Annotated in this window: 10 protein-coding genes; 8 read left to right on the top strand and 2 right to left on the bottom strand. The window is 52.5% G+C overall.

The window, feature by feature from the left end; all coding sequences use genetic code 11:
• Positions 1–20 precede the first annotated feature (20 nt).
• Positions 21–1,022, top strand: a complete 1,002-nt coding sequence (locus tag FH871_RS02295; RefSeq protein ID WP_138989709.1) for a LacI family DNA-binding transcriptional regulator — start codon at positions 21–23, stop codon at positions 1,020–1,022.
• 5 nt (positions 1,023–1,027) lie between these two features.
• Here the strand turns inward: FH871_RS02295 and FH871_RS02290 are convergent, their stop codons facing one another.
• On the bottom strand, positions 1,028–1,738 hold the full coding sequence (locus FH871_RS02290) for a response regulator (RefSeq protein WP_171062732.1): 711 nt from the start codon (positions 1,736–1,738) through the stop codon (positions 1,028–1,030).
• A 374-nt stretch (positions 1,739–2,112) separates the two neighbouring features.
• On the opposite strand from FH871_RS02290, the gene FH871_RS02285 reads away from it, so the two are divergent.
• From FH871_RS02285 to FH871_RS02255, 7 genes are all read left to right on the top strand, one after another.
• Positions 2,113–5,592: a response regulator gene (locus FH871_RS02285; protein WP_138989707.1), complete on the top strand. Its 3,480-nt coding sequence runs from the start codon at positions 2,113–2,115 to the stop codon at positions 5,590–5,592.
• On the top strand, positions 5,589–6,416 hold the full coding sequence (locus tag FH871_RS02280; RefSeq protein ID WP_138989706.1) for a protein-glutamate O-methyltransferase CheR: 828 nt from the start codon (positions 5,589–5,591) through the stop codon (positions 6,414–6,416). The genes FH871_RS02285 and FH871_RS02280 overlap by 4 nt, the downstream gene beginning before the upstream one ends.
• A 57-nt stretch (positions 6,417–6,473) precedes the next feature.
• On the top strand, positions 6,474–7,043 hold the full coding sequence (locus FH871_RS02275) for a chemotaxis protein CheB (RefSeq protein WP_138989705.1): 570 nt from the start codon (positions 6,474–6,476) through the stop codon (positions 7,041–7,043).
• 11 nt (positions 7,044–7,054) lie between these two features.
• The gene (locus tag FH871_RS02270; protein ID WP_138989704.1) at positions 7,055–8,167 is read left to right on the top strand and encodes an ATP-binding protein; all 1,113 of its coding nucleotides are present in this window, start codon (positions 7,055–7,057) and stop codon (positions 8,165–8,167) included.
• Between the two features lie 13 nt (positions 8,168–8,180).
• Positions 8,181–8,612: a response regulator gene (locus FH871_RS02265; protein ID WP_114404055.1), complete on the top strand. Its 432-nt coding sequence runs from the start codon at positions 8,181–8,183 to the stop codon at positions 8,610–8,612.
• A gap of 120 nt (positions 8,613–8,732) precedes the next feature.
• Positions 8,733–8,936: a heavy-metal-associated domain-containing protein gene (locus tag FH871_RS02260; RefSeq protein ID WP_138989703.1), complete on the top strand. Its 204-nt coding sequence runs from the start codon at positions 8,733–8,735 to the stop codon at positions 8,934–8,936.
• 83 nt (positions 8,937–9,019) lie between these two features.
• Entirely contained in the window at positions 9,020–11,209 is a 2,190-nt protein-coding gene (locus FH871_RS02255; protein ID WP_138990232.1) for a cation-translocating P-type ATPase, read from the top strand.
• Between the two features lie 238 nt (positions 11,210–11,447).
• On the opposite strand, the gene FH871_RS02250 is transcribed toward FH871_RS02255, so the two are convergent.
• On the bottom strand, positions 11,448–12,281 hold the full coding sequence (locus tag FH871_RS02250; RefSeq protein WP_229316954.1) for a nuclear transport factor 2 family protein: 834 nt from the start codon (positions 12,279–12,281) through the stop codon (positions 11,448–11,450).
• Positions 12,282–12,294 lie beyond the last annotated feature (13 nt).

Here is a 12,294-nt window from a genome sequence, read left to right as displayed (position 1 = left end):
ATTATTCGGAGAACCACACCATGGAAGAGATCACCCTGAAAACCATTGCTACCCAACTCGGCATTTCGATTTCGACGGTTTCGCGGGCGCTCCGGAATCATCCGGATATCAAGGACAGCACCAAGCAGGCGGTTTTTGAACTGGCCGGGCAACTGGAATACGAGCCGAACCAACTGGCTTTTCAACTCCTCAACCGCCGGAGCAACACCATTGGTGTGGTGGTTCCAAAAATCACGTATTCGCTGTATTCACAGGCCATACCGGGCATGGTCGACGTATCGGAGCGGCACGGCTATCAGTTGCTGATCTGTCAGACTGACGACAGCTATGAGAAGGAAGTGCGGCAGGTGCAGAGTTTGTTGAGTTCGCGGGTTTCGGGCATTATTCTGTCGGTTTCGGCCAACACCACGCAATTCGATCATCTACGCAGGATTCAGAGCAAGAACGTCCCGCTGGTGCTGTTCAATCGCGATTGTGAGGAAATCAATTGTTCAAAAGTGACCATCGATAACCACAAAGCAGCCTGTGAAGCCGTTGCGGTTTTGATTCAGCAGGGGCGGAAACGGATTGCTTACCTCGGCGGCCCAATGAATCTTCAGATTAGCCGGAAGCGACTCGAAGGCTATCAGCAGGCTTTGAACGATGCGGGGGTGACGCCCGACGAACGTTTGATCCGGGTGGTGAGTCTGGACAAAGAAGCGATGATTGCATCGCTGAACGACCTGCTCGATTCGCCGGAACGACCCGACGCGGTTCTGGCCTACAGCGATCAGATTGCCCAATGGGCGCTGGTGATGGCAAAACGGAAAGGCATCCGGATTCCGGACGAACTGGCGATTATCGGGTTCTACAATGAACCGACCAACGAGTTACTCGATCCGCCCCTGAGTTCGGTTTCGCAACCGGCTTTCGAAATGGGGGTGCGGGCCGTTGAGTTGATTTTCAGTGAGTTAAAAAATTCAAGGACTGCTTTCGAACGGGTGGTTCTGGAGAGTAAGCTGATCGTTCGCGGATCGATTTAACCGGGTCAGCGCTTGATCAGCACTTCCAGCGTTTCGAGACCAACTGCAATTTGCCGGAATAAATCCGTCAGGTTTTCCCGAACTTCCTGGTCGGTCAGGGCCGGATTTTTCTCAATCTTTTTTAGCCCGGCGGCAATGTCGAGCATGGCGACGGAGTTGAGCGACGAGCGGAAACGGTGGGCCAGGTGGTCGAACTCATCGCGGTTATTCTGGTCCAGAGCCTCGAACAGGGCCTGCTTGTTGATCGGGAGTTCTACTTTAAAAAAGGCAATCAGGTCGTTGATTAAATCGTGATCACCACCGGTTATTTCCCGTAAATACGTTTGATCGACCACCGGGGTCTGTTCGTCTTTTCGGGGTAAAAACCGCTCCAGAATGGCCTCCAGTTGTTTTTTTTGAATTGGTTTTGCCAGAAAATCATCCATGCCGGCTTCCTGACACCGGGGCCGTACCTCGAACTCCGGATTGGATGTAACGGCCACCACCGGAATCGATAAGCCTAATTCTTCCCGAATCTGTTGCGTCGCCGTCAGGCCGTCCATCACCGGCATCTGAATGTCCATCAGAATCAGATCGACGGTTTCTTTTTTTAGGAAATTAACGGCTTCCAGCCCATTATTGACCACCACACTGGGGATTCCGTATTTGCGGAGGAGGGTGGATAAAAATGTCTGGTTAATGAAATTGTCTTCAACGATCAGAACCCGAACGGTCAAGTCAGTTTTTCTGGTTTGTAGTACACTTGGAGGGTTCATGTTCAAAATCAGGATGCCGGCAAAATACACAACACTATTTTCAGGAACAATAGTCTGATATTTTTTTATGGTTCTTTGTCTGATAAATAGAATTCCTTACTAGCTTTAGGAAATACTATTAAATCTACAGCTTTGTAAATGTAGTAACAATAGCGGTACGATTTTTGCCTTTTTGTAATTTATTAAATGGCTTCATTATCGGGTTTTGTCGTATGCCAACTGGATCGTGTCACGGATAAGCCGGGATTGCCAAATCCCGTATTTGCCGCATATTTTGTGAAACTATTTCGCTCCTATTTTGCCTCTGTTGCCCGCCGTTTTGACGCTTCAACTGTATGAAATTATCGTCGACCAATCGGTTGTATTTAGGGATTGTCCTGGCTCTGTTTCTCTTTGTCGCGCTTGGTATCATCGCGTTTCGAACCATTCGAAATCAGTTTGACGAAGCCCAGTGGGTTCGGCACAGCTATCGGGTTCTGAAAAGTATAGCCATTACGGAACAGTTGCTGGTTGACATGGAAACCGGCCGGCGGGGCTTCCGGGGTACGAATGAAAAGCGGTTTCTGAAACCGTATTATGAGGCCGTCGGGAAAATCGAAGGATCGGCTGATGCCATTCGGAAGCTGGTGATCGACAGTCCCGAACAAACGGGGCGGGCGGTGGAAGCCGAAAGGCGTATTCGGGAATTGTTGTACTATTGGAAAGGATTGGGCGATGATGCGGCTCTCTACACCAGGGCCGATATTGTGCGCGTTACCGACGGCGAAAAAGCCCGGATGGACCGGGTTCGGAAAACGCTGGACGAGATGATTCAGGCGGAGGAATTACTCCTGACCAACCGTGAAAAAGAAAGCGACAGGGCCGTTATTACGGCCATTTATGTGTTCAGTGTCGGGGCGGTTATTCTGTTGATTCTGGGCGTCGTTGTTTCCTATCTATTTTGGTATGAGATGAATAAGCGCCAGAAAGCGGAGGCCCGGCTGGTTCAGAATCTGGAAGAAGTCGAACAGCTCAACCAGGTTAGCATGGAAAAAAACTGGCTGCTGACCGGGATGACGGTGGTGAACGATTCGGTTCAGGGCGTGGGCGAATCGGAGTCGCTGGCGCAGGAAGTCCTGCGAAATCTGACGCGGTATCTCGACGTTCAGGCGGGCGGTTTTTACTGCTACGACGACGAAAAACAACACCTGGAACTGAATGCATCAGTTGCGCTGCCAACCCACACAACCCGGTATTATGCGATTGGAGAAGGTCTGGTGGGGCAGTCGGCCACGGAGTCGGATGTGATGGTGACCAGCCACGTTCCGGCCGACTATTGGGCCATTCAGTCGGGCAGCGGCAAAGCCGTTCCGGGGCAGGTGATCTGTATGCCGCTCTGGTACAAAAAAGAACTGAAGGGCGTCATTGAACTGGCGACGTTTCAGCCGCTGACCCCCACGCAACTCGATTTGCTGAAATCCGTTGCCAACAACATTGCCATTGCGCTGAACGCAGCCGACGCCCGCAGAAGGGTGAACCGCTTGCTGGAACAGGTGCAGGAACAGAAAGAAATTCTGGAAAACCAGCAGGAGGAACTCCGGCAATCGAACGAAGAACTGACGCGGCAGGCGGAAATTTTGCAGGCATCGGAAGAAGAACTGAAGGTGCAGGAAGAAGAATTGCGGCAGATCAACGCCGAACTGGAAGAGAAAAATGAGGCTGTGGAAGTGGGTCGGCAGACGCTCGCCCTGAAGGCACGTGAGCTGGAAGAAACCGGTCGCTACAAGTCGGAGTTTCTGGCCAATATGTCGCACGAACTGCGGACTCCGCTGAACAGCGTCCTGATTCTGGCCAAAATGCTGTCTGAGAATAAGGCCAGTAACCTCACCGGCAAACAGGTCGAGTACGCCAATGTCATTCATAAATCGGGTTCGGATCTGCTCAATCTGATCAACGATATTCTGGATTTGTCCAAGATTGAAGCCGGGAAAATTGACATGGTGGCCGAAAACGCGACGGTCAGCGGGATGGTTTACGATCAGGAGCAGCTGTTTAGCGTGGTGGCGGAGCAGAAAGGCGTTACCCTCATCACCGAAGTTGACGAGTCGGTGCCGCCGGTTTTGTTCATTGCCAAACAGCGACTGGAGCAGGTTATCAAAAATCTGTTGTCCAACGCCTTCAAGTTTACACCCCAGCGCGGGGTGGTCACGCTCTCGTTCAGCACCAGGAATCCGATGGACGGTTTTGCCAACGAACCCCTCCTGAAAGCCGACCGGTGGCTGGTCATTGCCGTCAAAGATACCGGCATCGGCATTTCGCCGGACAAGCAGCAGGTTATTTTTGAAGCGTTTCAGCAGGCCGACGGTTCTACCAGCCGCAAGTATGGCGGTACGGGTCTCGGACTTTCCATCAGCAAGGAACTGGTGAAGCGGCTCGGTGGCGAAATGCGGCTGCAAAGTGAAGAAGGCCAGGGAAGCACGTTTACGGTTTATTTGCCGCTGACCGAAGCACAAACCGGCGATAAACCCAGCACCGTTGCCCCCGAACCGAAGAAGGAACCTGTTTCTTCGACGCCTGTGAATGGAACATTGCCGCGTTTGCAAAACAGCGTTGTTGAACAGAACACGTTGAAAGACGACCGGAATACGCTGGAAAAAGGCGACAAAGTAATGCTGATTGTGGAAGACGATCCCATTTTTGCCGGGGTTGTGCAGGATTTTGCCCGCAACAAAAAATACAAAACGATTGTGGCTTTGCGGGGTGATGAAGGTATTTATTACGCCCGAAAATACAAACCGTCGGCCATCATTCTGGACATGCAGCTGCCGGTGGTGGATGGCTGGAGCGTGATCAACTGGCTGAAAAACGACGAGAGCCTGAAATCCATTCCGGTACACGTGATGTCGGCGGCCGACGAGCCAAAACTGGGCATCGGGAGTGCGCTGGCGTACATCCGGAAACCAGTCGAAAAAGACGATCTGGAAAAGGCATTCGAGCGGATCAGCGACCACTTGCAGGGGCAGATCAAGAAGGTGCTGGTGTTGTCGGGCAATTACCTGAACGACGATTCGCTGCGGCAATTTATCGGACAGCGGAAGTTTGATCTGGAATGCGAATACGTCGCCACCAATGCGGAAGCACTGGAAAAACTGCGGAAAGAACCGTATGACTGCCTGATTGTCGACATGGGGGGCGATCTGGAGAAAGGTGTCCGGCAATTGAAAGACCTGCGCGAAGCCATGCCGATGGAATCGCTGCCCGTGATCATTTACATGGACAAGGATTTGAAACCGGCAGACGAATGGCAGCTCAAAAAACTGTCCGACGTTGTGATTCGGGAGTCGTCGCAGGCCATCGACCGGCTGATGGACGAACTGGAGCTGTTTTTGTATAAAGTGCAGGAAGTCGAGAAGAAAGAATTGCCCAAACCGCTGACCCTAATCAACGACCAGAGCCTGCAGGGGAAAAAAGTGTTGCTGGTGGACGACGACATGCGGAACGTTTTTGCGCTCAGTACCTTGCTGGAAGAGCAGCAGATGAATGTTCTGACCGCCGTCGACGGCCGGGAAGCGCTGGAGGTGTTGCAGCAGCACCCGGATACCGACATTGTGCTGATGGACATCATGATGCCCGAAATGGACGGGTATGAAGCCACCCGCCGGATTCGCTCGGATTTGAAACTGCTGCATTTGCCGGTGATTGCGCTGACGGCCAAGGCCATGCCCGGTGACCGCGAAAAAACCATCGAAGCCGGGGCGTCGGATTACATTACCAAACCGATCGACAGCGGCCGGTTATTTTCGTTGATGCGCGTCTGGTTATCCGTCAAAGCATGATCGCGCCGATTCACATTTCAGCGGAAGATCTGGAAGAGGTCGTTCACCTGGTTCGGCGGCAGTATGGCTACGATTTCGGCGATTACGCCCGGGCGTCGCTCCAGCGTCGCGTCATCCGGTGTATGCAGAAAGCGGGCTGTCTGACGGCCTTCGAACTGAAGTACCAGTTGACGAACGATGACCGGTTTTTTGCGTGGTTTATCGAGTCGCTGACGGTGAATGTTACGGAAATGTTTCGCGATCCGGCTTTTTATAAAGAGTTGAGAAATAACGTGTTGCCCAAGCTGGCGTCGTATCCGATCCTGAAAATCTGGCACGCGGGCTGCTCAACCGGCGAGGAGGTGTTTTCGATGGCGATTCTGTTGCACGAAGCGGGTTTGCTCAACCGGGCGCGCCTGTATGCCACCGACCTGAATCCGGCCAATCTGGAGCGGGCGCGGCAGGGCATCGTACCGTTGCAGAACATGAAAGAGTATACGTCCAACTACATTCAGTCGGGCGGAACGAACGATTTTTCGTCGTATTACACGGCCCGGTACGAGAACGCGATTATTCACAAGGAATACCGGAAGAACATCGTTTTTGCGACCCATAATCTGGCAACGGATCAGGTTTTCAACGAGTTTCAACTGGTTTGTTGCCGGAATGTACTGATCTATTTCAACCGGGAGTTACAAAACCGGGTCATGACGCTGTTCAGCAACAGCCTGGCTCCGCTGGGGTATCTGGCGCTGGGCATGAAAGAATCGCTGCTGTTTTCGGAGGCCCGGGACCAGTTCGAGGTCGTGAGCCCGGCAGTTCGGATATACCGGAGTAAGTTATAAATGTTCGGTTTATGGTTTTCGGTATACTGAAAACTGTAAACCTTAAACTGAAAAACCATGACCGGATGTAAAGTGGTGGCGATTGGCGGTTCTGCGGGTAGTATACCGGTCGTGGCGGCTTTGTTGCAGGCCCTGCCGGCGAACTTTCCGTTTGCGGTTTTCGTGGTTTTACACCGGCTGAAGAACGTTACCAGCAGCATGGACACCATCCTGACCAGCAAAGGCCGGGGGCTTGTGATCGGCGAGCCCGATGATAAAGAGGCTATTCTGGCGCAACGCGTCTATCTGGCTCCGCAGAACTATCATTTGCTGATTGAAGCCGACCGGACGATTAGCCTGGATTATTCCGAGCCGGTTCATTACAGCCGTCCGTCGATTGACGTCACGTTCGAAAGCATTGCGATGGCCTACGCCGGAAGCGCGGTGGCGATTCTGCTGAGCGGAGCCAACCAGGACGGTGCCGACGGATTGCTGGCCATCGTCCGGCAGGGCGGGGTGGCCATTGTTCAGGATCCGGCCACCGCCGAGTATCCCGTGATGCCGCAGGCTGCCATTAACCGAAATAAAAATGTTGTCATTTTGACACCCGAACACATTGCCTCTTTTTTACACACACTCAACGATTAACTGAAAAACGAATGGTAACAGCGAACCACTCTCCGGATATGACGATCATGCTGGTCGACGACCGCGAGGAGAACTTGCTTGTGCTCGAAGAAATGCTGGCGAACGACCAGCGAACGTTCATCAAGGCCACGTCGGGCAACGAAGCGTTGCGGTATGCCCTGAAAAACGACCGCATAGGTCTGGTCATGCTGGATGTTCAGATGCCCGAAATGGACGGTTTTGAAGTGGCCCGGATTCTGAAATCAAACCCGAAAACCAAAGACATCCCGATCATTTTCGTTACCGCCATCAACAAGGAGGAGCAGTATATTCTGAAAGGGTTTGACGAAGGTGCCGTCGATTACCTGCAAAAACCGCTGGACGTCAACGTGACGAAAGCGAAAGTGAATGTGTTCGAGCAATTGTATCATTACCAGCAGGAACTGAAGCAGACGGCGCTCCAGCTTGAGAAAATAAATAAGCAACTGGAGAAATTTGTCTACATCGTCGCGCACGATCTGAAGTCGCCCCTGGTGGGCATGATTGCGGCCCTGTCGTTGCTCGAAATGAAAAACGAGGAAGAGGTGGTTCCGCGCGAAGAAATTCAGGAATACGTGGGTCACTCGAAATCGGCGGCTTTTCATTTGTCCGAGATGATCAACTCCCTGCTGGAGTATTCGCGGAAAAATGTAGCGCAGCAAACCGTTGAAGCCGTGGATGTTCACGAACTGGTCGATCAGATTGCGCTGCTGATTTTTCCGCCCCGGCACATTTCCATCGAGATTAAAGGGCAATTACCGGTATTAAATACCAAAAAAATAAAGCTGCATCAGATCTTTCAAAACCTGATCAGCAATGCGATCAAATACAATGACAAACCTGTTGGTTTCATTGAAATCGGTTGCCACGACCGGGGCCGTTCCATCGAATTTTACGTCAAAGACAATGGCCCGGGAATTGCACCGGATGAACACGAAGCGATTTTTAAATTATTTCGCACTACCTCCAACGTGGCCCAGGCCGAAAGCAGCACCGGCGTCGGGTTGTTTATCCTGAAAATGCTGGTCGAAGAGCAGGGGGGCAAGGTTTGGGTGGAATCGGAATTGGGCAAAGGGAGTACATTTTATTTTGATTGGATGAAATAAGTTGAAAAACGCTATGGAAACGAGTATCACTTTTTACGTTGTGGAAGACGATCAAACCGATTTTAGTTACATCGATCGGGCGATTCATGAAATACAGCCGGATCTGAAAATCCGCCGGTTTTTACACGGTGCGGCTCTGCTGACGCATCTTCAGAGCATTCTTCCGGAAGAATATCCGTCGCTGATTATGCTGGATTTTTTCATGCCGGTTCTGGACGGACTGAAAACCCTCCGGCAACTGAAAGCCAACGAAAACTACCAGCAGATTCCCGTCGTGATGTGGTCGGGGTCCTCGCGGCCCGAAGACATCAGCCAGGCCTACCGGCTCGGCGCACGGGCGTTTCACACCAAGCCGGTTTTGTTTGAAGACTGGCAGGAACAGTTACAAACCACCTTGCGGTATTGGTTGCGGACGGTGGAACTGCCCCGTTTGGCCGAATATTAAGAGACCATTCCGTTATTCCTGGCTATGTAACACAATTCTATACGAACCAACCGGAATTCTGTACCATTGGCTCTTGTTCTATTGCTGATCTTTGCAGTGTCAAATCACAAAAACAAGCGCATGGAAACGATTCAATTCAAAACCAATATCAAGTGTGCCGCCTGCGTGGCCACCGTAACACCCTTTTTGAACAAAGCCGTCGGCGAAACACACTGGCAGGTCGATACCCTGAACCCCGACAAACTGCTGACGGTGGAAGGGGCCACGGTGGATCAGGTGAAGGAAGCCCTGAAAGAAGCCGGTTATAAAGCCGAACCCGTATGAACGGGCACCCCACGGCAGTAGCAAAAACCGTCCGAACCGGTGCAGCCTCGAAACCGGTTCGGAAAACCTACCCCGTTCTGGAAATGAGCTGTGCGGCCTGTGCCGTCAGCGTGGAGTCGATGCTGAAAACGACGCCGGGGGTGGTCGATGCGGGCGTCAATTATGCCAACCAGCAGGCCTGGGTGGAATTTGATCCACAAGCCGTTACGCAGCAGGACTTACAAACCGCCATCCGTTCCATTGGCTACGACCTGGTGATCGACGCGGAAGATCCGCTGGCGGTGCAGGCCGAAGCGCAGGAACGTCAGTATGAATCCCTGAAAAAACGGACGATCTGGGCGGCTGTTCTGTCGGTTCCGGTGGTGGTGATCGGGATGTTTTTCATGACGATTCCGTATGCCAACGAGATCATGCTGGTGTTGTCCGCACCGGTTGTGTTTGGTCTGGGTCGCTCGTTTTTCGTCAACGCCTGGAAACAGGCCCGGCACGGAAAAACCAACATGGATACGCTGGTCGCCCTGTCGACCGGCATTGCTTTTCTGTTCAGTACATTCAACACCTTCAACCCGGATTTCTGGCACCGGCGCGGCATTCACCCGCACGTCTATTTTGAGACCGCTGCGGTGATCGTCGTCTTTATTTTACTGGGAAAACTGCTTGAAGAACGGGCCAAATCGAACACCTCCTCGGCTATCAAAAAGCTGATGGGATTGCAACCCAAAACCGTCCGGATCGTGGAAAACGACGTGGAAACGGAAATTCCGGTGGCGTCGGTTCGGGTGGGTCAGGTGATTGTGGTGCGGCCCGGTGAGAAAATTCCCGTGGACGGTGTGGTGGTTTCTGGTACGTCGTTCGTCGATGAAAGCATGATTTCGGGCGAGCCGGTTCCGGTGGAAAAAAAGGCGGAACAGGCGGTTTTTGCCGGAACAATCAACCAGAAAGGCAGCTTCCGCTTTCGGGCCGAAAAGGTCGGTGCCGACACGGTTCTGGCGCAGATCATCCGCATGGTGCAGGATGCGCAGGGCAGCAAAGCACCGGTGCAGAAACTGGTCGACCGGATTGCCGGTATTTTCGTGCCGGTTGTCATCAGCATTGCCCTGCTGACCTTTCTGGTCTGGATGCTGTTTGGGCGGTCCGCCGTTGCGGGCGAAAACGCGTTTGCGCAGGCGCTGCTGACGTCCGTAACCGTTTTGGTCATCGCCTGTCCCTGTGCGCTCGGACTCGCGACGCCTACGGCCATCATGGTTGGTGTGGGCAAAGGCGCCGACAACCAGATTCTGATCAAAGACGCCGAAAGCCTGGAATTGGGCCATAAAGTGAACGCCGTCGTGCTGGACAAAACCGGTACCATTACTGCCGGAAAACCCGCCGTTTCGACCCTGGAATGGCAACGTTCCGACATTGATCAGGTATCCTCTATTTTATTCGCACTGGAAAACCAATCGGAACACCCGCTGGCCGACGCCGTCGTTGAGTATTTGACCGGTTTATCGGTAAAAAGTGTGCCGCTGGAATCGTTCGAGAGCCTGACCGGGCGCGGGGTTTCGGCGCGGTATGAGGGCGTTACCTATCGGGTGGGCAACCGTCGGTTGCTGGACGAACATGGTATTTCGGTCGATTCGGCGGTTGAAAAACGCGTGAAGCAGTGGCAGGACGAAGCCCGAACGGTGGTGTATTTCACCAATGAAAAAACCGTGCTGGCCATCATCGCTATTGCCGACCAGATCAAGGAAACATCCAAAGCCGCGATTGAGACTTTGAAAAACCGGGGTATTGACGTGTATATGCTGACGGGCGACAATCCGCAAACCGCCCGTGCCGTGGCCCAAGCCGTCGGGCTGACTGATTTCCGCGCCGAAGTGATGCCGTCCGATAAAGCCGCTTTCATCCAGGAATTGCAAAGCCGGGGAAAGGTGGTGGCGATGGTGGGCGACGGCATCAACGACTCCCAGGCGCTGGCGCAGGCCGACGTCAGTATCGCAATGGGTAAAGGCTCCGACATTGCTATGGATGTGGCCCGGATGACGCTCATCACGTCCGATTTAGGCAGCATCCCGAAGGCGCTGGAACTATCGCGGAAAACCGTGCGGGTAATTCGTCAGAATTTGTTCTGGGCGTTTATTTACAACCTCATCGGCATTCCGATTGCCGCCGGGATTCTGTTCCCGATCAACGGTTTTCTGCTCAATCCGATGATTGCTGGGGCTGCAATGGCGCTTAGTTCAGTATCGGTTGTCAGCAATAGTCTGCGACTGCGGGGCATGCGGTTGTGAAGAGGGCAACGAAATGAGTCATCCCTACGGGATTTTGTGCATTCGATCTTCACCTTGTAGGGCGGGTTGAAACCCACCCTACAAAATGACTTATCCCTACGGGATTGTTGTATTCATAATCCCGTAGGGATGATTCATTTTGTAGCCCTCGGTTTTAACCGGGGGTATAGATTGAACGAGGCAGGTCTAAGAATCCCGTAGGGATGACCCATTTTGTAGCTTAAAACCGGGGATGATGTTAGGGCCTTAGTTGCTGCACACCCCACTGTTCCACGATTTTCCCCTGATTTAATCGGAAAATGTCATAGAACGTACCCGATTTTCGGTTAAGAAGACCTTCGGATTGCACCACCACAAAATTCCCCTCGCCAATAATCCGAAGGACTTTATGGATGGCGAAATCTTCCTTTGTTTGTTGCAAATAGTGCCATAAACCATCCCGACCGTTGGCAATTTCGGGCTTGTGCTGAATCAGATCCGACGAGACATAATCCGAAAGCGCGTCAATTTCCTGCCCGATCAGAACGCGTCGACAGAAGGCTTCGACTACTTTTTTATTCGCTTCGGTTCGTCTCATGTCCTCTACATCGACGGCTCCGTCCATCATCGGATGCCCGTTCAGGGTCGTTTCGGGTTGCTGCTGAACCGCGTCCCAATGTTCAATGACCTGACCGTTCCGAAGCCGGAATAGATCAACCACGGCCATGTGCTTCCCGCCCAGTTCAAAACCTAAGTTGGTCACCACGTACTCATTTTCCGCAATAAGTCGCATGAACGGTTTGGCCGGATTGGTTGGTTTGGGCATTTGCTGCATCGCTTTCAGGGCTTCCAGCAGCCCCGCTTTGCCCGGTTTCACCATCAGGCTGTGTTGGATGTAATTGTCGGCAATGATTTGTTCGGCATAATCGAGGTCGCCGTTGGCAACCGTGCGCCGGTAGAAATCCCGGATAATGGATTTATTGTGTTCTGTATTTTGCATGATCAGCGTCTGTCTGGAAATGGCTCTGGAACACGAAACGATCCGGAAAACCGCTGCGCACAACAGAGCTACCATGAAACCGTTTGATTTCATAGGGATGAAAGAA

Origin of the sequence: Larkinella sp. C7, assembly GCF_006149005.1 — a bacterium.
GTDB lineage: Bacteria > Bacteroidota > Bacteroidia > Cytophagales > Spirosomataceae > Larkinella.
The sequence above is the reverse complement of the archived record's forward strand: the minus strand, read 5'-3'. Positions and strand labels throughout refer to the sequence as shown.

Bases quoted from the DNA above. Each gene is read 5' to 3' on its own strand.
- FH871_RS02295 (WP_138989709.1), top strand. From the start codon at position 21: ATGGAAGAGATCACCCTGAAAACCATTGCTACCCAACTCGGCATTTCG.
- FH871_RS02285 (WP_138989707.1), top strand. From the start codon at position 2,113: ATGAAATTATCGTCGACCAATCGGTTGTATTTAGGGATTGTCCTGGCT.
- FH871_RS02280 (WP_138989706.1), top strand. From the start codon at position 5,589: ATGATCGCGCCGATTCACATTTCAGCGGAAGATCTGGAAGAGGTCGTT.
- FH871_RS02275 (WP_138989705.1), top strand. From the start codon at position 6,474: ATGACCGGATGTAAAGTGGTGGCGATTGGCGGTTCTGCGGGTAGTATA.
- FH871_RS02270 (WP_138989704.1), top strand. From the start codon at position 7,055: ATGGTAACAGCGAACCACTCTCCGGATATGACGATCATGCTGGTCGAC.
- FH871_RS02265 (WP_114404055.1), top strand. From the start codon at position 8,181: ATGGAAACGAGTATCACTTTTTACGTTGTGGAAGACGATCAAACCGAT.
- FH871_RS02260 (WP_138989703.1), top strand. From the start codon at position 8,733: ATGGAAACGATTCAATTCAAAACCAATATCAAGTGTGCCGCCTGCGTG.
- FH871_RS02255 (WP_138990232.1), top strand. From the start codon at position 9,020: ATGAGCTGTGCGGCCTGTGCCGTCAGCGTGGAGTCGATGCTGAAAACG.
- FH871_RS02250 (WP_229316954.1), bottom strand. From the start codon at position 12,281: ATGAAATCAAACGGTTTCATGGTAGCTCTGTTGTGCGCAGCGGTTTTC.